Origin of the sequence: Luteimonas yindakuii, from assembly GCF_004803715.2 — a bacterium.
In the GTDB taxonomy this organism is placed as follows: Bacteria; Pseudomonadota; Gammaproteobacteria; order Xanthomonadales; family Xanthomonadaceae; genus Luteimonas; species Luteimonas yindakuii.
Genome location: NZ_CP039383.2, coordinates 2,615,680 through 2,640,507, shown reverse-complemented (window position 1 = coordinate 2,640,507; position 24,828 = coordinate 2,615,680). Strand labels below are relative to the sequence as shown.

Below are 24,828 nucleotides of genomic sequence, written 5' to 3'. Positions count from 1 at the left end.
GGAGCCGCCCATGACCGTCCTCTCCCTCCGCGCTGCGCTCGTCGCCGGTTGCCTGGCCGTGCTGGCCGCCTGTGGTGGCCCGCCGCCGTATACCGGCGGCCGCGTGGCCACGCTGGAACGCATCGACCTGCGCAGCGGCGATGGCGAGACCGCGCGCGCCGGCGACACCGTGACCGTGCATTACACCGGCTGGCTGTATGACGAGAACGCCACCGACCACCGCGGCGCCGCGTTCGACAGCTCGCGCAAGCGCGGCGCGCCGTTCGAGTTCACCCTCGGCGCCGGCCAGGTGATCCGTGGCTGGGACGAGGGCGTGGCAGGCATGCGCGTCGGCGGCCAGCGCGAACTGCGGCTGCCGCCGGAGTATGGCTATGGGGAGCGTGGCGCCGGCCGGGCCATCCCGCCGGGTGCATCGCTGGTGTTCGACGTGGAACTGCTCGGCGTCGAGCGGCCCTGATCGATCCGGGCGTCAGCGCGGCGGCAGCTTGAGCGCCGGGAACTGGGTGGTCGTGCGCACCCCGTCCACCAGTCCCCAGCGCACGCCGATGCGGCGCAGGCGCGCTTCCACGCCGGCACGCAGGTCCGCCGGCGTCATCGCCAGCACCGCATCGTGGCGCTCGGCCCACGCGTTGGCATAGGCGAAGAGGTCGCGATGGCGATGCTGCAGGTCCGGCATCTCGGCCTCGAGCCGGGCGAGCGCCTCGTCGACAGCCCGTTGCGAGGATGTCAGGTCGGCGGTGGAAAGCTGGGACATGCGGACTTCTCGATAAACCATGTAACGGGTGCCGGGCGACTACGAGCGCTGGCCGGCTGACTGCGACAGTGGGCACATTCTCGGCCAGACGGACTGAGAGGTAACCCAACGCGATAGCGGCCGCACCGTTGACATCTGCACGCCGTTGGTCGGGCCAATCGACCACGGCCTGCGCACGCGTGGTCGGGCACGCTGCAGGCCGGTTCTCCAGGAGACGTTGCGATGGCCCACGACTATCTGCCCGAGACGCTCACCCGTACCGATGCCGATGCGCTGGCTGGGGTGACGGTGCTCGATTTCGGCACCGACTGGTGCGGCCATTGCCGGATGGCGCAGCCGCTGGTGGACGCCGTGATCGACGCGCGCGGCGGCGACGTCCGCCATATCCGCATCGAGGACGGGCGCGGACGCCCGCTGGGCCGCAGCTACCGGGTGAAGCTGTGGCCGACGCTGGTGGTGCTGCGCGATGGCGAGGAAGTGGCGCGGGTGGTGCGGCCACAGGACCGCGGCGAGCTGGCCCAGGCGCTGGCGGCGGCGGGTCCGTCGCCCGGTGATGGCTGAATCACCTGCCGGCCTTTGGCCGCGTCCGTCACGGGCGGCTTCCTAGAGTGGCCGGCACGTTCCCAGACACAGGAGATTCCATGAAGATTCCGGCCCGAACCCTGGTGGTGGTTGCAGATGGCGGCGGCGCGCGCGTGTTCCGCAATGTCGGCGACGAGCAGTACCCGATGCTGCGGCAGGAGGAACTGCTCGAACTGATGAACATGAACGACGATGGCCCGGCGGGCAGCATGCCGACCGAATCCACTGGCGCCGAAATCGACGAGGCCACGTTCGCCAAGCAGCTGGCGAACAACCTCAATGCCGCCGCGCTCAAGCACCAGTACGAGCACCTGGTGCTGATGGCCGACCCGCAGACGCTCGGGCAGATGCGCCCGCTGCTGCACAAGGAGACCAGTGCGCGGATGCTGGCCGAGATCGGCAAGAACCTCACCAACGCGCCGCTGGAGGACATCGAGCGCGCGCTGCAGGGCTGACCGCGCTCGACGCTCCGAGCGATCGCAAAAACAGGGGCGCCGGTTGGCGCCCCTCGCCGTGTCAGGCCTCGCCGAGCGAGGCGGTATCGATTACGAAGCGGTAGCGCACGTCGCCCTTGAGCATGCGTTCGTAGGCGTTGTTGATGTCGGCGATGTCGATCACTTCCACGTCCGACGCCACGCCGTGCTCGGCGCAGAAGTCGAGCATCTCCTGGGTTTCGCGGATGCCGCCGATCATCGAGCCGGCAAGCCGGCGGCGCCCGGACACCAGCGGGAACGCGCTGAGCGGGGTCGGGTCCGGAATGCCCAGCAGCACCATCGTGCCGTCGATCTTCAGCAGGTTGAGGTAGGCGTTGTAGTCGTGCTGCGCCGAGACCGTATCGATGATGAAGTCGAAGGTGCCGGCGTGCTCGCGGAACATGCTGCGCTCGCGGGTGGACAGGAAGCCCTCGGCGCCCAGCGCCATCGCGTCCTGGCGCTTGGATTCGGATGTGCTGAGCACGGTGACCCGCGCACCCATCGCGCGCGCCAGCTTCACCGCCATGTGGCCGAGCCCGCCCAGCCCCACCACCGCGACCTCGTCGCCGGCCTTGACGCCGAAATGGCGCAGCGGCGAGTAGGTGGTGATGCCCGCGCACAGCAGCGGTGCCGCGCGCTCCGGCGCGATGCCGTCGGGGATGCGCACCACGTAGTTCTCGTCGACGACGATGCGCGTCGCATAGCCGCCGTAGGTCGGTTCGCCGCTGTCGCGCTCGCGGCTGTTGTAGGTCCCGGTCATGCCTTCGCGGCAGTACTGCTCCTCGCCGGCGCGGCACTGCTCGCAGCTGCGGCAGGAATCGACGAAACAGCCGACGCCGACCAGGTCACCGACGGCGAACCGGGTCGCGCCTTCGCCGGCGCGACTGACGCGGCCGACGATCTCGTGGCCGGGCACCATCGGGAAGATCGAGCCGCCCCATTCGTCGCGGACCTGGTGGATGTCGGAATGGCAGACACCGCAGTAGAGGATGTCGATCAGCACTTCGTGCGCGCGCGGCTCGCGGCGCTCGACGGTGAAGGGAGCCAGTGGCTCGTCGGCGGACGGCGCGGCATAGGCAGGGGTGCGCATGGGGAAGGCTCGCAATGCGGGAAAGGCGCGCATGCTAGACCATCGGTTGGAAGTTCCCGTTGCGTCGCGGCACCCGGCGGCCCGGACGCTGCCGGCGCGCACGCCAGGTGCGCAGCGGCTAGTCGGCCGCGTCCGGGTGGCGCTCGATCCACGCTGCCAGCCGCAGGCGATAGTCGGCCAGTTCCTCGGCATAGCTGTCGTAGACGCAGACCGCGCAGCCGCTTTCGCAGCAGTCGCTGGGCAGTGGCGGTTCCGGCGCCTGTGGGCGCGGGTCCGGGGTCGGGAGCGCTCCGTGCAGGGGTTGCGGGACGGAATCAGGCATGCGGCAAGGATATCGCAGCCCCCCGACCGTCCCGGGTGGGGCGATGTCGCACACCCCCCGGGTGCGCTCCACCTGTCGGGGGGCGACGGCCTGCGTCGCCCGCGGGCGCCCGGGTTGGGTCGAAGCCGCACCCCGGACGGCCGGGGCCCTATCGCATCAGCGCGGTGGCGCCCGTTCCCCGTTGACGTCCAGCGTGGCGGGCGCGTCGGGGTCCGGTGCATCGGCGTCGTATTCGAACAGCCGCAGCGGGCGACCGTCGTCGAGCCGCAGTTCCAGCGATTCCTGCAGCCCGTGCAGCCGTTCAAGCCGCGCGCACAGCGCTCCGGCATGCGCCTCGATTGCCTGCTCGCGTACCGTCGCCTGGCGTTCGAGATCGGCCTCCATCGCCTCCATCCGGCGCTCCATGCGGCCGGCGCCGCCGGAGAACGCCATCCATACCGCGCGGGCGGGGGTGACGGTGGCGGCGACCTCGCTGGCTGCCGCCGCCAGTTCCGCCTCGAACGCGGCGCCAAGGCTGTCGTGGTGCCAGGTGCCACGTCCCAGGGTCTGGTCGACCCGCAGCAGCGCACGCTGGCGCAGCGCTTCGATGTCGCGGGCACGACGGCGGTCGCCGCCCAGCGCCGCATGCACGCCGCCCAGCGCGTCGAAGCCGAGATGGATGGCCTCGCGCGCCACCGCGGCGATCTCGGGGAGCAGCGCGCGTGTGCCGGATTCGATCTCGCGCAGGCGCACCGCGTCGGCCGCGCTCACCGGCCGGGCCGTGCCATCGAGGCGGAGGCCGCCGTCGTGGATCTCCACCCGCCGCGGCGACACGTCGCCGGCCGCGTCGAAACGCAGGCCCTCCGCGTCCACCTGCACGGTGTAGGACGTTTCGACATTGCAGCCGGGCGAGGCGCGGGTGCCGGCGGACGCCGGGGCCACGGCAAGCCAGAGGGCGATCACGGAAGCGGCGAGGACGGCGCGCGGACAGGCCATGGCGGCGGGTCACTTCGGAGGCGACGCCGGCAGCATGGACCTGCGCGCGGGCGGCGCCACCGGCCAGAAGTCACCGGGTGTCGAAGGTCATGTCCGCCGGCAGGGCCGCCCGCGTGCGCCGCGACCGGCCTGCTAAAGTCCGGCGGGTCGCAGCACGGGATGGCGGTCGAGTGAACGCGGTATCCATGGACACGGGCGAGGCGCCGGTGGCGCCGGACAACGAGACCCGCATCATCGCGGCGCTGGTCGCGCGCGGTCGCCTCAAGGAGGCCGATCTCGCCCGCGCGCGCCGCGTGCATGCGGAGTCCGGCGGCAGCCTGCTGGGCCTGCTCGGCCGGCTCGGGCTGGTCTCCGAGCGCGACCACGCCGAAACCTGTGCGGAGGTGCTCGACCTGCCGCTGCTGGCCGCGCGCGAACTGCCCGACACACCGCCCGAACCGCTCGAAGGCAGCCAGCCGCTGACACTGCGCTTCCTCAAGGAATTCCACCTCTGTCCGCTGGGCGAGCGCGACGGCCGCCTCGAGCTGCTGATGGCCGATCCCTGGGACGACTACGCGCGGCAGGCGGTGGCGTTGGCCACCGGCAGCGCGTTGTCACCGGCGGTGGGGCTGCGCTCCGAAATCGCCGACCTGGTCGAGCGCTGGTACGGCCAGGGCCGCAGCGCGATGGGCACGATCGTGGATGCCTCCGCCGATGGCGAGGGCGGGGCCGATGTCGACGACGTCGAGCACCTGCGCGACCTCGCCTCCGGCGCGCCGGTGATCCGGCTGGTGAACCTCGTGATCCAGCGTGCCGTGGAGCTGCGCGCCTCCGATATCCACATCGAGCCGTTCGAAAGCCGGCTGAAAGTCCGTTACCGCGTCGACGGCGTGCTGATCGACGGCGAGAGCCCGCCGGTGAACCTGACCGCGGCGGTGATCAGCCGCATCAAGATCATGGCGCGGCTCAACATTGCAGAGCGCCGGCTGCCGCAGGACGGCCGCATCATGCTGCGCGTGCAGGGCAAGGAACTCGACCTGCGCGTGTCGACCATGCCGACCGCGCACGGCGAGAGCGTGGTGATGCGCCTGCTCGACCGCGAGACGGTGGTGCTCGACTTCCATCGGCTCGGCTTCACCGACGACTTCCTGCCGCAGTTCCAGCACGTGCTGGAACAACCGCACGGCATCCTGCTGGTGACGGGCCCGACCGGTTCGGGCAAGACCACCACGCTCTATACCGCGCTGTCGAAGCTCAACACCGCCGACGTCAAGATCATCACCGTCGAGGATCCGGTCGAATACCAGATCGAGGGCATCAACCAGATCCAGGCCAAGCCGCAGATCGGGCTCGACTTCGCCAACGCCCTGCGCTCGATCGTGCGCCAGGACCCCGACATCATCATGATCGGCGAGATGCGCGACTTGGAAACCGCGCGCATCGCCATCCAGTCGGCGCTGACCGGGCATCTCGTGCTGTCGACGCTGCATACCAACAACGCCGCCGGCGGCATCACCCGCCTGCTCGACATGGGCGTGGAGGACTACCTGCTGACCTCGACCGTCAACGGCATCCTCGCCCAGCGCCTGGTGCGCCGGCTGGAGCCGACGCACGCGGAAAGCTACCCGGCGAGCCCGGAAGAGATCGAAAGGTTCGACCTGCGCCGCTTCCAGTCGGCGGGCGAGATCCGCCTGTACCGCCCACGTGCCTCGGCCATCGCGCCGACCGGCTATCTCGGCCGCACCACGATCATGGAATTCCTGGTGATGAACGACGAGCTGCGCCGCGCGGTGATGCGCCACGCCGGCATGGGCGAACTCGAACGCATCGCCCGCGACGCCGGCATGCAGACCATGTACGAGGACGGCATCCGCAAGGCACTCGCCGGCCAGACCACCATCGAGGAAGTGCTGCGGGTGACCGAGGATGCGTAAGCCCGCGGGGCAGTTGCTGACATGGCATCTGCCGAAGCTCCAAATGTTGATATCTACGTCATCCCCGCGAAGGCGGGGATCCAGTGTCTTTGCTTCCCGGAGGCAGTCATGGACAGACTTCCAGCGGTGTACATCCTGGGCAGTGGTCGCAACGGCACGCTTTACATCGGCGTGACCAGCGACCTGGTTGCGCGTATCTGGCAGCACCGCGAGCACCTTGTGGACGGATTCACCTGCAAGTACGACGTCACGCGATTGGTCTGGTACGACGTCGCGGAGACGATGGACGCGGCGATCCTGCGCGAGAAGCAGCTGAAGAAGTGGAACAGGAACTGGAAGATTCGCCTGATCGAAGCGCGGAACCCGTACTGGAATGACTTGTGGCCTACGATCTCCGATACCGTGCCAACGACGCTGGATTCCCGCCTTCGCGGGAATGACGAGCGAGGGCAAGAGCGCGGGAATGACGAGCAAAAGCGCTAGCCGAGCCACATGACCCTCTACCGCTACAAGGCGCTCAACGCGCGCGGTGAGCTGCTCGACGGCCAGATGGAGGCCGCCAGCGAGCAGGACGTCGTGTTGCGACTGCAGGAGCAGGGCCATCTTCCGGTCGAGGCGCGGCCCGCCAGCGAAGGCGGCGGCGATGGCGCATGGAAGGCGCTGTTCAAACCGAAACCCTTTGCCGGCCAGCGACTGGTGCAGTTCACCCAGCAGCTGGCGACGTTGCTGGGCGCCGGGCAGCCGCTGGATCGCGCACTGACCATCCTGCTCGACCTGCCGGAGGACAGCGCCGCACGGCGCACGCTGCTCGACGTGCGCGACGCGGTGCGCGGCGGCAGCCCGCTGTCGACCGCGCTGGAGCGCCAGCACGGCACGTTCTCGCGCCTGTACGTCAACATGATCCGCGCCGGCGAGGCCGGCGGCACGCTGCACGAGACCCTGCAGCGCCTGGCCGATTACCTCGAACGCAGCCGCGCGCTGCGCGGTCGCGTGGTCAACGCGCTGATCTATCCGGCGATCCTGCTGGTGATGGTGGGCGGTTCGCTGCTGTTCCTGCTCGGCTACGTGGTGCCGCAGTTCGCGGCGATGTACGAAAGCCTCGACGCCACGCTTCCGTTCTTCACCCGCATCGTGCTCGGCATCGGCGAGTTCGTGCGCGACTGGTGGATCCTGCTGCTGGTGCTGCCTTCCCTGGCGCTGTGGTGGCTCGACCGGCGCCTGCGCGATCCCGCGTTCCGCCTGCGGTTCGACGAGCGGCTGCTCGGCGTGCGCTTCGCCGGGCCGCTGGTCGCGCGCCTGGAGACCGCGCGGCTTGCGCGCACGCTGGGCACGCTGTTGCGCAATGGTGTGCCGCTGCTGGGCGCGCTGGGCATCGGCCGCAATGTGCTCGGCAACCGCGCGCTCGCTGCCGATGTTGCAGTCGCCGCCGAGGAAGTGAAGGGCGGTGCGGGCCTTGCGACCGCGCTCGCGCGCGGCAAGCGTTTCCCGCGGCTGGCGTTGCAGATGATCCAGGTCGGCGAGGAATCCGGTGCGCTCGATACGATGCTGCTCAAGACCGCCGACACCTTCGAGCAGGAAACCGCGCAGGCGCTCGATCGCATGCTGGCCGCACTGGTACCGGTGATCACCATGGCACTGGCGCTCATCGTGATGGTCGTCATCCTCGCCGTGCTGGTCCCGATCTACGATCTCACCAACGTCATGGGCTGATGGCATGAATTCATATCGTTATTGCAGAAGAGTGGGGCGGGTTGGGTTTGCCGGGTCCAGTGGGGTCTCGCAGTTGGGGGTACGCGGTGGACCGTTGTCCGCAGACCGTGGCGACGGCGCCAACATTCGCAATGCGTCACTGCCGTCCCTGCGCGGCGACGGCTTCAACAGCGACATTGCGTCACGCCAGTCCCAGCCGGAAGAGCTCCTGCGCAGTGGTTTGCCTATCGCAGGCCGTGCCGACGGCTTCAGTACCACTGGTGCTTCACTTCAGTCCCGGCCGGAAGAGCTCTTGCGCAGTGGCTTGCCTATCGCAGGCCGTGGCGACGGCTTCAGAACCACTGGTGCTTCACTTCAGTCCCAGCGCGGATTCAGCCTGATCGAGATCATCCTGGTGGTGGTGCTGATCGGCGGCATCGTCGCGTTCGCCGCCACCCGCATCCTCGGCGGTGGCGATCGTGCACGGGTCAACCTGGCGCGTGCGCAGGTGCAGACGCTGGTGGAGAAGGTCGACAGTTACCGCATGGATACCGGCCGCCTGCCCAACGCGCTGGGCGACCTGGTCACCCAGCCCGGCGATGCAGCGGGTTGGCTCGGCCCCTATGCGCGTGCGTCGGAGCTCAACGATCCTTGGGGCACGCCATTCGAATTCCGCGTACCGGGCGAGGGCAGGCCGTTCGACGTGGTGAGCTACGGCGCCGACCGCAGCCCCGGCGGCGACAGCGTCAACGCCGACATCCGCAGCGAGTAGCCGATGCCGGGTCCACGCCGGGCGTGGCAGCGCGCCGGTCGGGAGCCGGCAGCCGCTGTCGTTGCGCAACCGGCACTGGACGCGCGCAGCAGTCGGCCCTGCGCAGACAGTAGGGAGGCCCCGGGGCTCTCGCCCACGCCACGCGGCTTCTCGCTGATCGAGGTGCTGGTGGTGGTGGCGCTGATTGCCGCCGTCGGCGTGCTGGCAGTGGGCGTGCTCGGGAACGGGTTCGAGCGTTTGCGCTTGCGTTCGGCGGTGAACGAGGTCGCCGGCAATCTGCGCCACACCCGCGCGCTGGCGATCTCGACCGGGCAGCCGCAGCGCTTCGTCATCGTGCCGCATGAACGCAGCTGGCGCGCCGCCGGGGATCGCCATGGGGAGTTGCCCGGACAGCTGTCGGTGGAGTTCACCGGTGCGCGCGAAGTGCAGCCACGCGAGGGCGAAGGGGCGATCGTGTTCTTTCCGGACGGCGCGTCCACCGGGGGCCGGGTCGCGCTGGTCGCGGCAACCGCGCGCTGGAATGTCGATGTCGCCTGGTTGACCGGCGAAGTGCGCGTGCACCGCGGCGAGCCCGTGCGATGACGGATGCGCGACACGCTGCCTGCAGCAGCTCTGCCACCCGGCGTCGTGGCCATCGCAGCGGCATACGGCGACGCGTGTCGGGCTACACCCTGCTCGAGGTGCTGGTCGCGTTCGCGGTGCTGGCGCTGGCGCTGACCCTGCTGCTGGGCACGTTGTCCGGTGGTGCGCGGCAGGTGCGCTGGTCGGCGGATGCAGGGCGTGCGGCGTTGCATGCGCAATCGCTGCTGGCCGACGTCGGCGTGGGCGCACCGTTGCAGCCGGGACGCCGCGAGGGCGTGTTCGAAGACGGCCGCTACCGCTGGTCGCTCGAGGTCGCGCCGTGGGTCGAGGCGGATCGCCCACTGCCGGTGGTGGTTGATCCCTACGCACCGCAGTTGCTGTCGTTGCAGCTGACCGTGCTGTGGGGCGAGGGCGGGCCACGCGAACGGCTGCAGCTGCATTCGCTGCGGCTGGTGCAGGCCGATGCGATGGCGGGCGTGCCATGAGGTCGGCCGGGCCGGAAAAGCTCGTGCGCGGTGGTTCGCCTTGCGCAAGCCGTGGCGACGGCTTTGACAGCAGCAGCGCTTCATCTCCGTCCCTGCGCAGCCGTGGCGACGGCTCCAGCAGGACCGGTGCTTCACCGAAGTCCCTGCGCGGCTTCACCCTGATCGAGATCCTGCTGGCGACGGTGCTGCTCGCGGCCGGTCTGGCGCTCGGGTTCGCCACCCTGCGCGCCGCCACCGCCACGGTGCAGCGCGGGGAGGTGCTGGCGCGCGACAGCGAGCGCATGCGTGCGGTCAGCGCGTTCCTGCGCAGTCGCCTGACCGCGGCGTTGCCGATGGCGTTCGGGCAGGACGAACAGACCGGCGCCCCGCTGCGCTTCGTCGGCGAGGCCGACCGCATGCGGTTTGTTTCGCAGCTGCCGGACTACCTGGGCCGCGGTGGCCCCGCGCTGCATGACGTCGCCGTGCAACGTGAGCGCGACGGCCTGCGCCTGGTGGTCTCGTTCGCCAGCGTGGTCGGTGGCGCGACGTTCGAGGAGCGCCCCGCGCGGCCGCCGGAACCGCTGGCGGAGGGGCTCGATGCAGTGCGCTTCGCCTATCGCGGCCTGGACGCCGAGGGCAAACCGACCGCATGGCTCGACCGCTGGGACGGCGCCGACGACCTGCCGCTGCAGGTGCGGGTGGAGATCACCGGCAGGCAGGGCGCGACGTGGCCGACGCTGCTGGTGGCGCTGCCGCAGGGCAGCGGCCGCATGCAGGACCCGGCGGGCCTCGTCCCATGAAACTGCCGGCAGCTGGCCGACATGCGCGCGGCGCGGCGCTGCTGCTGGTGCTGTGGCTGATCGCGCTGCTGGCCGCGCTGGTCGGCGCATTCGCGCTCACCGCGCGCACCGAGCACCTGCAGGGCCGCGTGCTGCACCGTGGCGTGGTCGCCACGGAAGCGGCGCGCGCGGGGCTGGAATACGCCGTCGCGCGGGTGATCGACACGACGCCCGAGGGGCGCTGGCTGGCGGATGGGCGGGAGTATGGCTGGCGCTTCCACGACGCCGGGCTGACGCTGCGCATCGTCGATGAAGCCGGCAAGGTCGATCTCAACGTTGCCCAGCCGCCGTTGCTCGCGGCGTTGCTGCGCACGGCCGGCGCCGAAGCCGGTGCGGCGGACCAGCTGGCCGGCGCGATCGTCGACTGGCGCGATACCGACGACCTCGGCCAGCCGGTCGGTGCTGCCGAGGATCCGCAGTACGCCGCCGCCGGCATCCCCTACGGGGCCAAGGACGCACCGTTCGAGGACATCGGCGAGCTGCAGCAGGTGCTGGGCATGACACCGGCGCTGTATGCGGCAGTCGCGCCGCACGTGACCGTGCACAGCGGGCTGCCGTCACCCGACCCGCGCTTCGCCGGTGCGCTGGTGTTGCAGGCGATCGGCATCGATCCGCAGCCGGTGCTGGACCAGCGCATGCCATCGGCCGGAATCACACCGCAACCGGACCTGCTGGGGGCCGGAACCGGCACGTATAGTATCGACAGCCATGCCCGCCTCGCCGATGGTCGCGAAGCGGTGTTGCGGGCGGTGGTGCGGGTCGGCGGGGGGGCGCCGGGTACCGCCTATACGCCACTGTTCTGGAACGAAGGAGTGTCCGTATCCGAGTCGCAGCCCCGTCCCTGATGCGTCCTGGCCCTGCATGTGCCGGCGCGGCCGCGCATGTGGACCCGTCTTCGGCACGCGCGGGCGTCAGCGCCGACGCCGACCGTCGTGGAGGTCGTGGCTGATGGCCGGGGCGGTGGACGCGTCGGCCACGTCCGCGATCGCCACCTCGCGCGCTGCCCTCGCGGGGCGGCTGCGTCCGCGCCTGGTGGGCGCCTGGGAATGGTGGACCACCGCGTTGCTGGCGTGGCTGCCGCTGCGCCTGCGCGAGCGGCTCGGCCTGCTGCCGCAGCGTCTGCTGCTGCGCCTGCATGGAACTGATCTCGCGGTCGCGCTGGAACGCGCCGGTGAACCGCGTGCGCTCGCGGTGCTGCCCTGGCATGACAGCGGCGATGGCGTGCGTGTGCTGTCGCGCGTGCTGGCGCCGCAGCTTGCCGAGATGCCGCGCTGGCTGGTGCTGCCGGCCGGCAGCGGCCTGCGTCGCACGCTGCGTCTCCCCGCCGCCGCCGCCGAACGCCTGCGCGACGTGGTCTCGTTCGAGATCGACCGGCAGACCCCGTTTTCCACCCGGACCGCGGTGTTCGACGCACGCGTGATCGCGCTGCGCGATGACGGCCAGCTCGATGCCGAACTGGTGGTGGTGCCGCGGCGCACGCTGGACGACGCGCTGGCCACACTGGGGCCGGTGGCCGACACGCTCGCCGGTGTCGACCTCGATGACGGCAGCGGGCAGTCCCTGGGCATCGACCTGTTGCCGGCAAATCGCCGGCTGCACCGCACGGATCCGCGCCGGCGCTGGAACCTGCTGCTGGCGGCGATCGCGCTGTGCGCGCTGGTGGCCGGCATGTGGCAGGTGCTGGACAACCGGCGTGCCGCCGCCGATGCGTTCGAGGATGCGTCGCGGCCGGTGATCGCGCAGGCGCGTGCGGCGTCGGTGCAGCGCCAGCGGCTGGCGAGCCTGATCGACGGCATGCGCTATCTCGAGACACAGCGCGCGGCACGACCGACGATGGTCGAGATCCTCGACGAGCTCAGCCGGCGCCTGCCGGACAGCACCTATCTGGAGAAGCTCGCGGTCGAGAACGACCGCCTGTTGCTGATCGGCCTGAGCAGCGAGGCCTCCGCGCTGGTCGGGCAACTGGAAGGGTCGCCGCTGTGGCGCTCGCCGGCCCTGACGGGCGCCCTGCAGCCCGATCCGCGCAGTCGCCGCGACCGCTTCACCCTGACCGCCGAACTCGCGGTCACCGAAGTCGCCAATGCCCCGGCAGCGCGTGGAGGTTCCGATGCGGGCGGCTGAAGTGCGACCGCGCGACCGCTGGCTGGCGCTGGGCGTGCTGGTCGCACTGCTGGCCGTGGCGTACCTGGTGCTGGTGCACCCGTGGTGGACAGTGCCGATGCGCGAGGCCGGGGCACAGATCGAAGCCCTGCAGCAGCGTGAACTGCGCGCGCGCACCGTGCTGCAGCAGGCGCCGCAGGTCGAGGCACGCGCACTCGAAGTGTCGGAGCGCTATGCGCGTACGCCCGGCTTCCTGCCCGAGCGCAGCCCGGAACTCGCCACGGCATCGCTGGTGCAGCGGCTGGAATCGGCGGTGGCCGAGGCGAGCCCGGGCAACCGCAGCTGCGCGATCGTCAACCGCTCGCCGATGCAGCCGCCGCGACAGGACGCGCGCTATCCGCGCGTGGTGGTGCAGGCGCGGGTGCGCTGTGGCGCGCCGGAGCTCGCCGCGCTGTTGCATGCGCTGGAGAGCGGTGCGCCGCGGCTGTTCGTCGACAACCTCAACGTGCTGTCGCAACGGCATTTCCTCGCCTCCGAAGCACCCGGCCAGGGCGTCGGCCTCGACGTGAGCTTCGACCTCTACGGCTTCCTGCAACCCGCGGAGGCCGCCGATGCGCCTTGATCAGGCGGGGACCTCGACCGGCCTGCTCGCCGCCGTCGCGCTGTGGGCGGTGCTGCTGTGGCTGCTGGCGCTGGCCGGGCTCGGCAGCAGGGTGGGCACGTTGCCCGACGATGCCTCGCTGCTGCAGCCATTGCCGCAGGCCGGCGATCCCCCCGCCGAGCGGCTCGGGCCGTTGCCGCAGTACGCGGCCATCGGCGATCGGCCGCTGTTCGCCGAGGACCGTCGCCATCGCCCGTTCGTGCTCGACGGCGGCGGCAGCGACGAGGCCGGCACGCCCGATTTCGACGTGGTGCTGACCAGCGTGCTGATCACGCCGTCGCTGCAGATGGCGATCGTGCAGCCACGCGAAGGTGGCGATGCGCTGCGCGTGCGCGTCGGCGACGCCCCGCGTGGATTCGGCAACTGGGCATTGCGCTCGGTGTCGCCGCGCGCGGCGGTGTTTGCCGGGCCCGACGGCGAACGCGTGCTGGAACTGCGCGTCTACGACGGACGCGGCGGGCAGCCGCCGACCCCGGCGAGTGCCGTGCCGCAACCGTCGGTGGCGGCACTGCCGGTGCCGCCGTCGCCACCGTGGGACCGGACCCGGGCGCCGGCCCGCCAGCAGGCAGAGCAGGCCCGGACTGCCGCACCGCCCGCACAGCCCGCACAGCCGCCGCAGGCCGGCCCGGTGGAAGCCGGCGACAGCCCCCCGCGCGAGGCCGACCCCACCCCTGCCAGCCAGGCCGAAGCCATCCGCCGCCGCATCGAGGCGCGCCGCGCGCGCCTGCAGGCCGAACGGGCAACGCAGCCCGCAGAACCCGTAGAGTCCCCGCAATGACGCGATCCCATGCCACCGTGTTCCGCTTCCGCTTCCGCTCCTTCGCGCTTGCGCTGCTGCTGGGCCTGCTGGCCGGTTGTGCTTCGCTGGCCGTGCCGGAGATCCGCCGCGACGCGCAGCCGATGGTGGCGCCGGGCGAGGTGGAGCGGGAATCACTCGACGACGCCGACGCCGGCCCGCGCGCGCAGGTGCGCCGTGGCACCCAGCAGACCATCAACCGCGCGGCGGCCGCGCAGCCGCTGCCCAACCTCGGCGCCACCAGCGGCGAAGCGACCTTCAACTTCGAGGGCGAGTCCGTGCACGCCGTGGTCAAGGCGGTGCTCGGCGACATGCTCGGCCAGAACTACGTGATCGCACCGGAAGTGCAGGGCACGGTGACGCTGGCGACGCCGCGCCCGGTCGGCGCCTCGCAGGCGCTGAGCCTGCTGGAGATGGTGCTGGGCTGGAACAACGCACGGATGATCTATGCCGACGGCCGCTATAACATCGTGCCAGCGGACACCGCGATGGCCACTGGCGCGGTCGCCCCGCGCACCGGCAGCGCGGCGGGCGCGCGCGGCTTCGAGGCGCGTACGGTGCAGCTGCAGTACATCTCCGCGACCGAGATGGAGAAGATCCTCGAGCCGTACGCGCGCCCGAATTCGATCGTCAACGTCGACAACGGCCGCAACGTGATCACCGTGGCCGGCACCCGCGCCGAGCTCGAGAACTACCTGCGCACGATCGAGATCTTCGACGTCGACTGGCTGGCCGGCATGTCGGTCGGCGTGTTCCCGCTCGAATCCGGCCGCGCCACCCAGGTGGTCGGCGACCTGGAAAAGGTGTTCGGCGAGGACAGCGGGTCGCCGGTGGCGGGGATGTTCCGCTTCCTGCCGCTGGATGGCGCCAACGCGGTGATGGTGATCACCTCGCAGCCGGCCTATCTCGACGAGATCCAGCGCTGGCTGGAGCGCATCGACACCGCCGGCGGCGAGTCGCGGCTGTTCTCCTATGAACTCAAGTACATCAAGGCGGCCGAGCTCGCCGAGCGGCTGGCGCAGGTGTTCGGGGCGTCGTCGGGTGGTTCCGGCGATACCGACGGCAGCGCCTCACTGATGCCGGGCACCACGCAGACCCGCATCGGCAGTCAGGACGACGCTCGTCGCGACGGCTCGTCGCTGACCGGCGGCAACGACCGCATCGGTGGCGGCGCCGGTACCGGCGGCGGCTTCCAGGGCGAGATGTCGCTCAACCCGGCCAGCCTGGGCAATACCAGCGTGATGCTGGAAGTCGAAGGGTCGCGCGTAGGCGTGTCGGCGGTCGACGAGACCAACACCCTGCTGGTGCGCGCGACGGCATCGGCGTGGAAGTCGATCCGCGAGGTGGTGGAACGCCTCGACGTGATGCCGATGCAGGTGCATATCGAAGCGCAGGTGGCCGAGGTACTGCTTACCGGCGACCTGCGCTACGGCGTGAACTGGTTCTTCGAGCGTGCGGTGACCGATGCCGGCCTGCCCAGCGCCGTGGGACGCACGACCTGGAGCGGCATCGCCGGCAATGTCAGTGGCACGACCCAGGGCGGCGTCGGCCCGGGGCTGGGCTGGACCTTCCTCGGCCGCAATGCCGCGGCGGTGCTGTCCGCACTCGACCAGGTCACCGACGTGCGCCTGCTGCAGACGCCGTCGGTGTTCGTGCGCAACAACGCCGAAGCCACGCTCAACGTCGGCAGCCGCATCCCGGTAGCCTCGGTCAGCGTCAACCCGGTGTTCGGCGGTGGCGACAACGCGATCAGCCAGGTGCAGTACATCGACACCGGCATCATCCTCACCGTGCGCCCGCGGGTGACCCGCGACGGCACCGTGTTCCTCGACATCGTGCAGGAGGTCAGCACGCCCGGTGACGAACCGGACCAGTACGGCAACGTGCGCATCAATACCCGGCGGATGAAGACCGAAGCGGCGGTGCAGGCCGGCGACACGGTGATGCTGGCCGGCCTGATCAGCGACCAGAACACCCGCGGTTCCACCGGCTTCCCCGGGCTGAGCCGGATCCCGGTGGTCGGCGGCCTGTTCGGCCAGCAGCGCATCGCCAGCGAGCGCAGCGAGGTGATCATCCTGCTGACGCCAACCATCGTGCGCGACCCGAACGAGGCGCGCCGCCTCACCGACGAATACGGCCGGCGCTTCCGTGCACTCGATCCGCTGCGCCAGCAGCAGGCGGACGAGGCTGCGCGGGCCGCCGACGGGGCCGAGTGAGCAGGGCGCGGGAGGGGGCCCGCCGATGAGCACGCTGCCGATCATCGTGCTGCCGCTGGGCAGCGACGACGATGCGCTCGATGCGTGCCTGGCCGCGCTTGACGCGGGTACCCCGGCGGGCACCCGCGTGTGGCTGGCCGACGATGCCTGCGCCGGTCCGCGCGGGCTGGCGATCGTGGAACGCTGGCTCGCCGGCACCGGCCTGCAGGCCGACTACAGCCGGCGCCAGCGCAGCATCGGCGAGGTCGCCCATCTCGACGAGGTGCTCGCCGCCTGTGGCGATGCCGATGTCGTCGTGCTTGCGCCGGATGCCATCCCCGCGCCCGGCTGGCTGGCGCAGCTGGTGGCCTGCTTCGCCCGCGACGCCGCGATCGCGACAGCAACGCCATGGTGCAACGCCGGCGAGACCGTGGCCTGGCCGCGCATCGGTGAGATCTGCGCGGTGCCACGCGACCTCGTCCGCCTGGGCGATGCATGTCTGGCGTTGCCGCCGCTGCACCCGGAGCTTCCCGCCGCGGTCGGCCACGCCGTGCTGCTGCGGGGCAGCGCGCGTCGTCGCGCCGGTGGCCTCGATGCGTCGAGCTATGCCTCCTGGTACGCGGCGCTGATCGACCTGTCGCTGCGGCTGGCGGGCCTGGGCTGGCGCAACGTGCTGTGCGAGACCGCCTTCGTCGCCCGCGGCGGCGAGGGCGGTGCGGCCGATGGCGACATGCCCGCGCTGGCCGCGCGCTGGCCCGACTGGCATGCGCGGCTGGCGGCCTTCCTGATGCGCGACCCGCTGGCGGGCTGCCGACAGGGCCTGCATGTCGCGCACGCCGCGCTGGAAGGTCCGCCGACCCAGCACGAGCTGTTCCAGAAGGAAATGGCCGCCAACGGCGGCCCACCTACGTCCCTCTCCCGTATCACGGGAGAGGGGGGGACCGCCTGCGAAGCAGGCGGTGGGGTGAGGGCGTACGCGGGGACGGCAATCTCGTTCGACCATCCGCGCCCGCCACCTTCCGGCCAGGTTGCGTCCAACGTCACCGCCGACCCGACCACGCCGCAGCCTCCCGCTCCCCGGACCCACTCCGCATGACGCACGACAGAGCTTCCACCACCGGCGGCATCGCCGCGGTGGTGGTCAGCTACAACAGCGCCTCCACCATCGACGACTGCCTGGCGCGCCTGCGTGCCGCCGACGGCGTCACCGAGATCCGTGTCGTCGACAACCACTCGCAGGATGCGACGGTCGCGCTGGTGCAGCGCCATGCCAGCGCGGATGCGCGCGTACGTTTCATCGCGAATCCGGACAACCCCGGGTTCTCGGTGGCCTGCAACCAGGGTGCCGATGCGAGCGAGGCGCCGTGGCTGGCCTTCGTCAATCCGGACTGCCTGCCCGAAGCCGATGCACTGGCGCGGCTGCGCGCGCATGCGGCCGCGCACGACGGTCCGGTGCTGCTGGGCGGCGACCTGGTCGACGAGGCGGGCGTGCGCGATGGCGCCGCGCGCCGGCGCGATCCCGATTTCGGCGCGATGCTGCGCTCGGCGGCGGCGCGGCAGCTCGACCTGCCGGTCGACGACGGCGTGGTGCTGCAGGACGTCGATGCGATCTCCGGCGCGCTGATGCTGATGCCACGCGCGCTGTTCCAGCACATCGGTGGTTTCGATACCGGGTACCGCCTGCATGCCGAGGATCTCGACCTCTGCCGGCGCGCACGCGAGGCCGGGGCCACGGTGCTGGTGGCCAATGACGTCCGCGTCGTCCACGTGCGCGGCGTGTCCAGCCGCTCGCGGCCGCTGTTCGTCGAATGGCACAAGCACCGCGGCCTGTGGCGCTATTTCCGCAGGTTCGAGGCGCCACGGCGCAGCATGCTGCAGCGTGGCGCGGTATGGGCGGCGATCTGGCTGCGGTTCCCGCTGGCGGTGTTCCGGCAGGCGCTTCGATAGCGGTACGCCCGCGCCGGGTCACGACAGCTGCGCCATACCGGAGCGGGGCGGAACGCACCGCCCCGTTCCCTTCGCCGGAAATGTCCTAGCCTGTCAGCCCTCCCGCGGGGGCCGCACATGCCCGTCATCCAGTCACTGCTCGACACCGACCTCTACAAGTTCACGATGATGCAGGCGGTGCTGCACCAGTACCCGGCCGCGCAGGCCGAGTACCGCTTCCGTTGCCGCACGCCCCGTATCGATCTCGCCCGCCATCTCGATGCCATCTCGGTGGAGATCGATGCGTTGTGCGCGCTGCGCCTGCATGCCGACGAACTGGACTACCTGCGCGGGCTGCGCTTCATCAAGCCGGACTTCGTCGACTTCCTCGGCCTGTTCCGCTTCGACCGCAAGTACGTCGACCTGCGCGCCTCGACGGACATTCCGGGCGGGATCGATCTGGTGATCACCGGGCCGTGGCTGCACACCCCTGTTCGAGGTGCCGCTGCTGGCGATCATCAACGAGGTGTATTTCCGCGACACCCACGGCGCGCCCGACGAGGCCGAGGGCCTGCGCCGGCTGCATGCCAAGGTCGAACGCATCAATGTAGCGGTCGGCTACGAGGACTGCCGCATCACCGATTTCGGCACGCGCAGGCGCTACTCGCGCGCGTGGCACGAGGCGCTGATACCGCATCTGGTGGACGGCCTGGGTGCGAAGTTCGCCGGCACCAGCAATGTCGACCTTGCGCGACGCCATGGCCTGGTGGCGCAGGGCACGATGGCGCACGAATGGCTGCAGGCCTTCCAGGCGCTCGGCCCGCGGCTGCGCGATTCGCAGGCCGCGGCATTCGACGCCTGGGCGCAGGAATACCGTGGCGACCTCGGCATCGCGCTGACCGACGTGATCGGCCTGGATGCCTTCCTGCGCGACTTCGATCTCTACTTCTGCAAGCTGTTCGACGGCATGCGCCACGATTCCGGCGACCCGGTGGAATGGGGTGAGCGCCTGATCGCGCACCTGCAGGCGCACCGCATCGACCCGCGCACCCGGACCCTCGTCTTCAGCGATGGCCTCGACATCGAACGCGTGATGCAGCTGTACGCGCATTTCCACGGCCGCTGCCGGATGTCGTTCGGCGTCGGCACCAACCTCACCAACGACCTCGGCCCGACACCGCTGTCGATCGTGATCAAGATGGTCCGCTGCAACGGCCAGCCGGTGGCCAAGCTCAGCGATTCGCCAGGCAAGACGATGTGCGACGACCCCGGCTACCTGGCCTATCTGCGGCAGGTGTTCGACGTGCCGGCGCCGGCGGTGGCGTCGTGATCCGCCCGATCGTGCGCATGGGCGATCCGGTGCTGGTCCGGCCCGCCGCGCCGGTGACCGCATTCGACGCCACGTTGCAGACGCTCGTGGCGGACATGTGGGAAACGATGGCACAGGCCGGCGGTGTCGGACTGGCCGCACCGCAGGTGGGCATCGGACTGCAGGTGATGGTGTTCGGCTTCGACCAGGCGGAACGCTATCCCGATGCACCGCCGGTGCCGCGCACGGTGCTGGTCAACCCTGTGATCGAGCCGGTGGGCGATGCGCGCGAAGGCGGCTGGGAAGGCTGCCTGTCGATCCCCGGCCTGCGCGGCTGGGTGCCACGCTGGCAGCGGATCCGCTGGCGCGGCCACGACGTCGACGGACAAGCGATGGAAGGCGAGGCGGCAGGGTTCCACGCGCGGGTGATCCAGCACGAGTACGACCACCTGCACGGCGTGCTGTATCCGATGCGGATCGAGGACTTCAGCCGTTTCGGGTTCGCCGACGTGCTGTTTCCGCAACGCGAGGCGGGTGCGACCCGTTGAACCGGGTCAGCGCGCGGCGTTGAGGGTGTCGCGCAGGCTGCGCGCGGCGCTGGCGGCGGCGTCGGCGTAGTCGTCGCCCGGTGACGCATAGAGGATCGCGCGCGACGAGCTGACCAGCAGGCCGGTGCCGTCGGCGCTCTTCGCATTGCGCACCACCGCTTCGGCATCGCCGCCCTGGGCGCCGACGCCGGGCACCAGCAGCGGCATGTCGCCGACGATGGCGCGGACCTCGGCCAGCTGCGCCGGCCACGTCGCGCCAACCACCAGCGCGCAGTTGCCATGCGTGTTCCAGTCGCGGGCGATCGTTTCCGCCACGTGCTGGTACAGCGGACGGCCGCCCCCGCCGTCATCCGGCACGATGAGATCCTGCAGGTCGCCGGCGCCCGGGTTGGAGGTGCGGCAGAGGATCACCACCCCGCGGTCGGCATGGTCGAGGAACGGCTGCACGGAATCGCGGCCGAGGTATGGATTCACCGTCACCGCATCGGCGCGGTAACGCCCGAACGCTTCGACCGCGTAACGCTGCGCGGTGCTGCCGATATCGCCGCGCTTGGCGTCGAGGATCACCGGCACGCCGGGGTGCGCGGCATGCAGGTGCGCGATCAGCCGTTCCAGCGCGTCCTCCGCACCGAGCGCGGCGAAGTGCGCGATCTGCGGTTTGAACGCGCAGGCGAACTCCGCCGTGGCATCGGCGATGTCGCGGCAGAACGCGAACACCGCGTCGGGATCATCGGCGAACTTCTGCGGGAACTTCGCCGGTTCGGGGTCGAGGCCGACGCAGACCAGGGTGTCGGCGGCACTCCAGCGTGCGCGCAATGCCTGCATGAATCCCATCAACGGTTCCCCTCGAACTGTGTTGGCTGCGGATTGCGGATGAGCCGCGTCGCCGGTTCCCGTCGTCACCCCCGCGAAGGCGGGGGTCCATGGACGTCAGCGGACGCGATCCGGGTATGGAACACCACCACGTCCATGGATGACCAGCCATCCGGCTGTTGAGAGCCCCGGGATGAGCACTCGGAGATCACGGACTGACAAACGCGCCCGCGCGCAACGCGGGCGCGTCAGACCGTCACTTCAGTGCCTTGAACCTCAGGCGCTTGGGGCCGGCGTCGTCGCCCATGCGGCGGCGCTTGTCTTCCTCGTATTCGCGGTAGTTGCCCTGGAAGAACTCCACGTGGCTGTTGCCTTCGAAGGCGAGGATGTGGGTCGCGATGCGGTCCAGGAACCAGCGGTCATGCGAAATCACGAAGGTGTTGCCCGGGAACTCCAGCAGCGCGTCTTCGAGCGCGCGCAGGGTCTCGATGTCGAGGTCGTTGGACGGTTCGTCGAGCAGCAGCACGTTGCCGCCCTGCAGCAGGGTCTTGGCCATGTGCAGGCGGCCGCGCTCACCACCCGACAGCGTGCCGACCATTTTCTGCTGGTCCTGGCCCTTGAAGTTGAAGCGGCCGATGTAGGCGCGCGACTGGATCTCGATGCCGTTGATGTTGAGGATGTCGAGGCCGCCGGACACTTCCTGGAACACGTTGTGGTTGCCGGTCAGCGCGTCGCGGCTCTGGTCGACATAGGCCAGCTTCACCGTCGGGCCGATGTCGATCGAACCCGAGTCCGGCGTTTCCTGCCCGGTGATCATCTTGAACAGCGTCGACTTGCCGGCGCCGTTGGGACCGATGATGCCGACGATGGCGCCGGCCGGCACCATGAAGCTCAGGTCGTCGATCAGCAGGCGGTCGCCGAACTTCTTCGAGACGTTCTTGAACTCGATGACCTTGTTGCCCAGGCGCTCGCCCGGCGGAATGAAGATCTCGTTGGTCTCGTTGCGCTTCTGGTAATCGACCGACTGCAGCTCGTCGATGCGCGCCAGGCGCGCCTTGCCCTTGGAACGGCCGCCCTTGGCGTTCTGCCGCGCCCACTCGAGCTCCTTCTGGATCGCCTTCTGGCGCGCCTTTTCCTGGTTGTCTTCCTGCTTGAGCCGGTCCTCCTTCTGCACCAGCCACTCGGTGTAGTTGCCCTTCCACGGGATGCCGCGGCCGCGGTCGAGCTCGAGGATCCACTCGGCGGCGTTGTCGAGGAAGTAGCGGTCATGCGTGACCGCCACCACGGTGCCGGTGTAGCGGGCGAGGAACTGCTCCAGCCACTCGACCGACTCGGCGTCGAGGTGGTTGGTGGGCTCGTCGAGCAGCAGCATGTCGGGCTTCTGCAGCAGCAGGCGGCACAGCGCCACGCGGCGCTTCTCGCCACCCGACAGCTTGCCGATCACCGCATCCCACGGCGGCAGGCGCAGCGCGTCGGCGGCCACTTCCAGCTGGTTCTCCAGCGTGTGCGCGTCGCCGGCGGCGAGGATCGCCTCCAGGCGCTCCTGCTCCTTGGCCAGGGCGTCGAAATCGGCGCCTTCCTCGGCATAGGCGTCGTAGATCCTGTCCAGCGCGGCCTGCGCCTGCAGCACTTCGCCCACGCCTTCCTCGACCGCCTGGCGCACGGTGTGCTCGGGGTTGAGCTCCGGCTCCTGGGCGAGATAGCCGACCTTGGTGCCGGGCTGCGGGCGCGCCTCGCCTTCGAAGTCCTGGTCGACGCCGGCCATGATCCGCAACACCGTCGACTTGCCGGAACCGTTGAGGCCGAGCAGGCCGATCTTGGCGCCCGGGAAGAACGACAGCGAGATGTCCTTGATGATCTGCCGCTTGGGCGGAACCACCTTGGACACGCGGTTCATGGTGTAGATGTATTGCGAGGACATGCAGGCTCCGTACGCGGACGGCGGCGCCAGCCGGGGGCTGCGCCGCGAAGGGAATTCGGGAATGGGACATTATAGCGTCCGGGCGCGGGCGGGCCCCCGGCACCGGGTTTGCCGGTTCAGCTGGAGCGCCGCCGGCAGGCGGATGCGGGTTGCGCCCCGGCGCTGGTCGCCGGCCCGGCGCGGGCCCGCAGGGCTACAATCGGGGGCACGACCGCTGCCTGTGGAGTCACGATGTTCCCCCGCGATGCACGTATCGAAACCTACGATCCCGAGCTGGCCCGCGCGATTGCCGACGAGGCCCGCCGCCAGGAGGACCACGTCGAGCTGATCGCGTCGGAGAACTACGCGAGCCCGCGGGTGATGGAGGCGCAGGGCAGCCAGCTGACCAACAAGTACGCCGAGGGCTATCCGGGCAAGCGCTATTACGGCGGTTGCGAGTACGTCGACGTCGCCGAGCAGCTGGCGATCGACCGGGTGAAGCAGCTGTTCGGGGCCGGCTCCACGGAAGGGATGTACGCGAACGTGCAGCCGCATTCGGGCTCGCAGGCCAACCAGGCGGTGTACCTGGCGCTGCTGCAGCCGGGCGACACCATCCTCGGCATGTCGCTGGCGCATGGCGGCCACCTCACCCACGGCGCCAAGGTCAACATCAGCGGCAAGCTGTTCAACGCCGTGCAGTACGGCGTCAACGACCAGGGCCTGATCGATTACGACGAGGTCGAGCGCCTTGCGGTCGAGCACAAGCCGAAGATGGTGATCGCAGGTTTCTCGGCCTACTCGCAGGTCATCGACTGGGCGCGCTTCCGCGCCATCGCCGACAAGGTGGGTGCCTACCTCTTCGTCGACATGGCGCACGTCGCCGGCCTGGTGGCCGCGGGTGTGTACCCGAACCCGGTGCCGCACGCGCACGTGGTCACCTCGACCACGCACAAGACACTGCGCGGCCCGCGCGGCGGCATCATCGTTGCCAGCCGCGATGCGATGGGCGAGGGCGCCGACGACATCGTCAAGAAGCTGCAGTCGATCGTGTTCCCCGGTATCCAGGGTGGCCCGCTGATGCATGTCATCGCGGCCAAGGCCGTGGCCTTCAAGGAAGCGCTGGAGCCCGAGTTCAAGGCCTACCAGCAGCAGGTGGTGAAGAACGCGCAGGCGATGGCGAAGGTGATCATCGAGCGCGGCTACAAGATCGTGTCCGGCAGCACGTTCAACCACCTGATGCTGGTCGACATGATCGGCAAGGGCGTGACCGGCAAGGCCGCCGAGGAAGCGCTGGGCCGCGCCCACATCACCGTCAACAAGAACGCGGTGCCGAACGATCCGCAGAAGCCCTTCGTGACCTCGGGCCTGCGCATCGGCACGCCTGCGGTGACCACCCGCGGCTATACCGAGGCCGATTGCGCGGATCTCGCCGGCTGGATGTGCGACGTGCTCGACGCGCCGGCCGACGAGGCGGTGATCGAGCGCGTGCGCGCGCTGGTGACGGAGCAGTGCCGGAAGTACCCGGTCTATGGCTGAGCGCGCCACCTGCGTGCTGACTGACGCGCCAGTGCGCGCGTCCGCCTGATGCATTGCCCGTTCTGCCAGCACACGGACACCCGCGTGATCGACTCGCGCGTGTCCGAGGACGGCGCGACGATCCGTCGCCGCCGCGAGTGCGAGGCCTGCGGCCAGCGCTGCTCGACGCTGGAGACCATCGAGCTCAAGTTGCCGGTGATCATCAAGTCCGATGGCCGGCGCGAACAGTTCGACGCCAGGAAGCTGCGCATCGGCTTCGACCGTGCGTTGCAGAAGCGGCCGGTGTCGGAGGAGCGGATCGAGGCCGCGGTACGCGCGGTGGTGCATGCGGTGCGCATGAGCGGCGAACGCGAGCTGCCGTCGATCCAGGTCGGCGGCTTCGTGATGGACGAACTGCGCACGCTCGACCACGTCGGCTACGTGCGCTTCGCGTCGGTCTACCGCTCGTTCCAGGACGTCGCCGATTTCCGCGAGGAACTCGACCGTCTCGAACGCGAACAGCCGGCGGAGGCGCAACTGCCGCTGTTGGCCGGCGACGTGGTGGCCTTCGACAAGGGCGGCAAGGGCAAGGGCCGCAAGCGGTGAGGCG

At 70.2% G+C, this 24,828-nt stretch carries 25 protein-coding genes and 2 pseudogenes; 21 read left to right on the top strand and 6 right to left on the bottom strand.

The features are described 5' to 3' along the window. The first annotated feature begins 10 nt into the window (after nt 1-10). Nucleotides 11-457 (top strand): FKBP-type peptidyl-prolyl cis-trans isomerase, encoded by a 447-nt coding sequence (locus E5843_RS12250; RefSeq protein WP_136412785.1) that lies wholly within the window; start codon nt 11-13, stop codon nt 455-457. Between the two features lie 12 nt (nt 458-469). Here E5843_RS12250 and E5843_RS12245 read toward each other — a convergent pair whose 3' ends face one another. Next, complete coding sequence (locus E5843_RS12245) at nt 470-754, bottom strand: hypothetical protein (protein WP_136412784.1); 285 nt, start codon at nt 752-754, stop codon at nt 470-472. A gap of 222 nt (nt 755-976) precedes the next feature. On the opposite strand from E5843_RS12245, the gene E5843_RS12240 reads away from it, so the two are divergent. Together E5843_RS12240 and E5843_RS12235 are read left to right on the top strand one after the other, a co-directional pair. Further along, nucleotides 977-1,315 carry a thioredoxin family protein gene (locus E5843_RS12240; protein WP_136412783.1) on the top strand — a complete coding sequence of 113 codons (339 nt, stop codon included), beginning with the start codon at nt 977-979 and terminating at the stop codon, nt 1,313-1,315. A gap of 80 nt (nt 1,316-1,395) precedes the next feature. Continuing rightward, nucleotides 1,396-1,791: a host attachment family protein gene (locus E5843_RS12235; protein ID WP_134674197.1), complete on the top strand. Its 396-nt coding sequence runs from the start codon at nt 1,396-1,398 to the stop codon at nt 1,789-1,791. A gap of 61 nt (nt 1,792-1,852) precedes the next feature. On the opposite strand, the gene E5843_RS12230 is transcribed toward E5843_RS12235, so the two are convergent. The 3 genes from E5843_RS12230 to E5843_RS12220 all read right to left on the bottom strand — a co-directional run bounded on the left by E5843_RS12230 (nt 1,853) and on the right by E5843_RS12220 (nt 4,196). Then, entirely contained in the window at nt 1,853-2,899 is a 1,047-nt protein-coding gene (locus E5843_RS12230; RefSeq protein ID WP_141066040.1) for an NAD(P)-dependent alcohol dehydrogenase, read from the bottom strand. Between the two features lie 118 nt (nt 2,900-3,017). After that, complete coding sequence (locus tag E5843_RS12225) at nt 3,018-3,221, bottom strand: oxidoreductase-like domain-containing protein (RefSeq protein WP_134674195.1); 204 nt, start codon at nt 3,219-3,221, stop codon at nt 3,018-3,020. Between the two features lie 156 nt (nt 3,222-3,377). Then, nucleotides 3,378-4,196: a DUF2884 family protein gene (locus E5843_RS12220; protein WP_136412781.1), complete on the bottom strand. Its 819-nt coding sequence runs from the start codon at nt 4,194-4,196 to the stop codon at nt 3,378-3,380. 170 nt (nt 4,197-4,366) lie between these two features. Between E5843_RS12220 and gspE the strand changes: the two genes are divergently transcribed. From gspE to def, 16 genes and pseudogenes are all read left to right on the top strand, one after another. Further along, entirely contained in the window at nt 4,367-6,109 is a 1,743-nt protein-coding gene (gene gspE, locus E5843_RS12215) for a type II secretion system ATPase GspE (RefSeq protein WP_208542752.1), read from the top strand. A gap of 108 nt (nt 6,110-6,217) precedes the next feature. Further along, the gene (locus tag E5843_RS12210) at nt 6,218-6,592 is read left to right on the top strand and encodes a GIY-YIG nuclease family protein (protein WP_136412780.1); all 375 of its coding nucleotides are present in this window, start codon (nt 6,218-6,220) and stop codon (nt 6,590-6,592) included. 9 nt (nt 6,593-6,601) lie between these two features. Continuing rightward, nucleotides 6,602-7,819: a type II secretion system protein XpsF gene (gene xpsF / locus E5843_RS12205; protein ID WP_141066038.1), complete on the top strand. Its 1,218-nt coding sequence runs from the start codon at nt 6,602-6,604 to the stop codon at nt 7,817-7,819. 310 nt (nt 7,820-8,129) lie between these two features. Beyond that, nucleotides 8,130-8,570, top strand: a complete 441-nt coding sequence (gene gspG / locus E5843_RS14435) for a type II secretion system major pseudopilin GspG (RefSeq protein ID WP_244240886.1) — start codon at nt 8,130-8,132, stop codon at nt 8,568-8,570. A gap of 75 nt (nt 8,571-8,645) precedes the next feature. Next, nucleotides 8,646-9,152 carry a type II secretion system protein XpsH gene (xpsH, locus tag E5843_RS12195; RefSeq protein ID WP_279631946.1) on the top strand — a complete coding sequence of 169 codons (507 nt, stop codon included), beginning with the start codon at nt 8,646-8,648 and terminating at the stop codon, nt 9,150-9,152. 62 nt (nt 9,153-9,214) lie between these two features. Continuing rightward, nucleotides 9,215-9,637, top strand: a complete 423-nt coding sequence (gene xpsI / locus E5843_RS12190) for a type II secretion system protein XpsI (protein ID WP_425480748.1) — start codon at nt 9,215-9,217, stop codon at nt 9,635-9,637. Then, nucleotides 9,634-10,416, top strand: a complete 783-nt coding sequence (locus E5843_RS12185) for a prepilin-type N-terminal cleavage/methylation domain-containing protein (protein ID WP_136412777.1) — start codon at nt 9,634-9,636, stop codon at nt 10,414-10,416. Before xpsI ends, E5843_RS12185 begins: the two co-directional genes overlap by 4 nt. Next, nucleotides 10,413-11,300 (top strand): type II secretion system minor pseudopilin, encoded by an 888-nt coding sequence (locus E5843_RS12180; RefSeq protein WP_141066035.1) that lies wholly within the window; start codon nt 10,413-10,415, stop codon nt 11,298-11,300. The genes E5843_RS12185 and E5843_RS12180 overlap by 4 nt, the downstream gene beginning before the upstream one ends. A gap of 103 nt (nt 11,301-11,403) precedes the next feature. After that, on the top strand, nt 11,404-12,576 hold the full coding sequence (locus tag E5843_RS12175; RefSeq protein ID WP_141066034.1) for a PilN domain-containing protein: 1,173 nt from the start codon (nt 11,404-11,406) through the stop codon (nt 12,574-12,576). After that, nucleotides 12,563-13,177 (top strand): type II secretion system protein GspM, encoded by a 615-nt coding sequence (gene gspM, locus E5843_RS12170; protein ID WP_136413100.1) that lies wholly within the window; start codon nt 12,563-12,565, stop codon nt 13,175-13,177. The genes E5843_RS12175 and gspM overlap by 14 nt, the downstream gene beginning before the upstream one ends. Continuing rightward, nucleotides 13,167-13,994 carry a general secretion pathway protein GspN gene (locus tag E5843_RS12165; RefSeq protein WP_136412776.1) on the top strand — a complete coding sequence of 276 codons (828 nt, stop codon included), beginning with the start codon at nt 13,167-13,169 and terminating at the stop codon, nt 13,992-13,994. Before gspM ends, E5843_RS12165 begins: the two co-directional genes overlap by 11 nt. Beyond that, a complete protein-coding gene (gene gspD / locus E5843_RS12160; RefSeq protein ID WP_136412775.1) occupies nt 13,991-16,228 on the top strand; it encodes a type II secretion system secretin GspD in 2,238 nt (745 codons plus the stop codon). The genes E5843_RS12165 and gspD overlap by 4 nt, the downstream gene beginning before the upstream one ends. A gap of 25 nt (nt 16,229-16,253) precedes the next feature. Then, nucleotides 16,254-17,081: pseudogene (locus tag E5843_RS12155) on the top strand (glycosyltransferase family 2 protein); the annotation flags it as partial. 218 nt (nt 17,082-17,299) lie between these two features. Then, nucleotides 17,300-18,154, top strand: a complete 855-nt coding sequence (locus E5843_RS12150) for a glycosyltransferase family 2 protein (protein ID WP_136412774.1) — start codon at nt 17,300-17,302, stop codon at nt 18,152-18,154. 117 nt (nt 18,155-18,271) lie between these two features. Continuing rightward, nucleotides 18,272-19,463: pseudogene (gene pncB, locus E5843_RS12145) on the top strand (nicotinate phosphoribosyltransferase). Beyond that, nucleotides 19,460-19,990 carry a peptide deformylase gene (gene def, locus E5843_RS12140; protein WP_166816000.1) on the top strand — a complete coding sequence of 177 codons (531 nt, stop codon included), beginning with the start codon at nt 19,460-19,462 and terminating at the stop codon, nt 19,988-19,990. The pseudogene pncB and the gene def overlap by 4 nt, the downstream one beginning before the upstream one ends. Nucleotides 19,991-19,996: 6 nt before the next feature. Here def and pyrF read toward each other — a convergent pair whose 3' ends face one another. Further along, on the bottom strand, nt 19,997-20,824 hold the full coding sequence (gene pyrF, locus E5843_RS12135; RefSeq protein WP_136412773.1) for an orotidine-5'-phosphate decarboxylase: 828 nt from the start codon (nt 20,822-20,824) through the stop codon (nt 19,997-19,999). A gap of 235 nt (nt 20,825-21,059) precedes the next feature. Next, complete coding sequence (gene ettA, locus E5843_RS12130; RefSeq protein WP_141066033.1) at nt 21,060-22,724, bottom strand: energy-dependent translational throttle protein EttA; 1,665 nt, start codon at nt 22,722-22,724, stop codon at nt 21,060-21,062. Nucleotides 22,725-22,955: 231 nt separating this feature from the next. On the opposite strand from ettA, the gene glyA reads away from it, so the two are divergent. Both glyA and nrdR read left to right on the top strand, forming a co-directional pair. Continuing rightward, nucleotides 22,956-24,239, top strand: coding sequence for a serine hydroxymethyltransferase (gene glyA, locus E5843_RS12125; RefSeq protein ID WP_136412772.1), 1,284 nt, complete (start codon nt 22,956-22,958; stop codon nt 24,237-24,239). A gap of 48 nt (nt 24,240-24,287) precedes the next feature. Further along, complete coding sequence (gene nrdR, locus E5843_RS12120; RefSeq protein WP_134674176.1) at nt 24,288-24,824, top strand: transcriptional regulator NrdR; 537 nt, start codon at nt 24,288-24,290, stop codon at nt 24,822-24,824. The last annotated feature ends 4 nt before the right edge of the window (nt 24,825-24,828 follow it).